Below are 1603 nucleotides of genomic sequence, written 5' to 3'. Positions count from 1 at the left end.
CATTTTCCATGATGCCAGTTTAAGAGATATGGCTTCAAAGTTACCTTTAGATTTAGAAGCCATGAAGGGTATTTCAGGAGTAGGTCAAGCTAAGTTGGATAAGTATAGCAGTAGGTTTGTTGAAGCTATTAGGGATTATGTTTCCAAGGTAGCTTAAGAGTTTAAGAAGGAAGGTTTATTATGAGAAGATACAGGAAATACAAAGTTTACTCAAGTTATATTCTTCATTGAAATGTTATTTATTATTATTTCAATGAAGAAAAATTTATTTAATGTTAATTACTGTAAAACTTTGAAAAACTGCACTTTAGATTAACATTTTATTTTATTAGAAACTTTGCTATAATTACATACGAGTTAACTTAAGATTTTTATAACATGGAAGGAAGTTTGTTTTATGAATTTTGATCAAAATGTTCCACATATTATTAAATACATGGGTTCTAAAAGACAAATCCTCGACTTCATAGTTGAGGGTATATCAGATTGCTATACCGGAGGCACTATTTGTGATTTATTTGCTGGCTCTAGTGTTTTATCAGGGGCATTAAGAAATGAAGCTACTATTTTATCAAATGACATTCAAAAATTCTCAAGTGTTCTTGCTAATATGTATTTGTCAGATTATGATTGGGGACTTTTCCCCAATTTGTTGGAAGAAATAGTATTAGAAGCTACTAATTACGTGGAACAATTTAAGGAATTATATCCTATGTTTTCTTTTGATTATGATATTCCTTTATCTTTAAAGGAATTTAATCACTTAGAAATGCAACAACAAAATTTGATTAATCAAGACTTTTCAAAAGTTAAGTACCATTTGTTTGTAAAAAATTATTCTGGCACATATTGGTCTTTTAATCAATGTTTATGGATAGATGCATTTAGATTTGTTGCAGATAAGTACTTATATACCCCTATTTTTTATATAATTTTATCATCTTTAATGTTTGCAATGTCTTATAATTCTCAAAGTACTGGTCACTATGCTCAATATAGAGATGCTACCTCTCAAAGTTCTATGGATGATATTGCGATATATCGCAAAAAGAGTATTTTACCCTTTTTCATTAAAAAATTCAAAGAATTACAATCCTTCTTAGGAAAAAATAAATTAGGGCATTCCATTGTATCAATGGATTTTTCAGATTGTTTAGATATAATAAAACCTAATTCTATTATTTATGCAGATCCTCCATATTGTTTTGTTCACTATTCACGCTTTTATCATGCATTAGAAACACTTATACGGTATGACTATCCTAAAATTATGTTTAAAGGTCGTTATCGCTCTGACAGGCATCAGTCACCATTTTGTATAAAAACAAAAGTTGAAAACGCATTCAAACTAATGTTTTCTAAGATAAATGACAAAAATTCAAATTTAGTTTTAAGTTATAGTAATACAGGTATGATATCTTTAGAAACATTATTAGATATTGCTAACAAATACTTAAATGATAATTATAATATTGAGGTTCTTTATCAGGAGCATCAGCATAGTACCATGGGACGAAAAAATGATAAAAGTCGAAATGTCCAAGAAAGTCTATTGATGGCAAAACGAAAATAATTTAACGAAAAAAAGTCACATATCTGATCT

The 1603-nt window shown here is 28.4% G+C and carries 2 protein-coding genes; both read left to right on the top strand.

Annotated elements, in window-relative coordinates:
* The first annotated feature begins 1 nt into the window (after nt 1).
* Nucleotides 2–157, top strand: a complete 156-nt coding sequence (locus RBH29_RS17945) for an HRDC domain-containing protein (protein ID WP_373463351.1) — start codon at nt 2–4, stop codon at nt 155–157.
* Between the two features lie 240 nt (nt 158–397).
* The gene (locus RBH29_RS17590; RefSeq protein WP_306698314.1) at nt 398–1573 is read left to right on the top strand and encodes a DNA adenine methylase; all 1176 of its coding nucleotides are present in this window, start codon (nt 398–400) and stop codon (nt 1571–1573) included.
* Nucleotides 1574–1603: the final 30 nt, after the last annotated feature.

The organism is Herbivorax alkaliphila (assembly GCF_030848475.1).
GTDB lineage: Bacteria > Bacillota > Clostridia > Acetivibrionales > Acetivibrionaceae > Herbivorax.
This window is presented reverse-complemented; position numbering and strand designations above follow the sequence as displayed.